Genomic DNA, 403 nt, shown 5'->3' with positions numbered 1-403 from the left:
AAATCGTGCTGGTGGGTAGTCAACTCGGCACCTTTGCTAGCCTGGTGCTTCTCGCCAGTGCGGGCAACCTGCTGGTTGTCTTCCTCGCGCGCATCGTCGACGGTGTCACATCCGGCAATCTCTCCGTCGCCAGCGCCTATGCAATCGATCACAGCACGCCAAAGAATCGCCGCCAAGCAATCGGGATGATCAGTGCAGGTGTGGGCGTGGGGATGATGGTCGGTCCCTCGCTCGCTGCTGGCCTGTCCCATATATCAATGACCGCCCCGATCTGGGGGGCTGCGCTGCTGTCGGCGTTGAGCTTGGTCGTGAATCTGATTTTCTTGCCGAACGCTGAAAAGCACCGCACGGGCGATGCGAGGCCTAAGACCTTATCGCTGCGACAGACCCTTCGGATGCCGGG

At 60.5% G+C, this 403-nt stretch carries 1 protein-coding gene; it reads left to right on the top strand.

What is annotated here, in order from left to right; all coding sequences use genetic code 11:
- A partial coding sequence (locus RVY79_RS17740; protein ID WP_317465824.1) for an MFS transporter occupies positions 1–403 on the top strand: 403 nt, incomplete at both ends.

This window comes from Chromohalobacter sp. HP20-39 (assembly GCF_033052815.1).
Lineage (GTDB): Bacteria > Pseudomonadota > Gammaproteobacteria > Pseudomonadales > Halomonadaceae > Chromohalobacter.
Note: the sequence above shows the minus strand (reverse complement) of the source record. Positions and strands in the feature narration are given on the sequence as shown.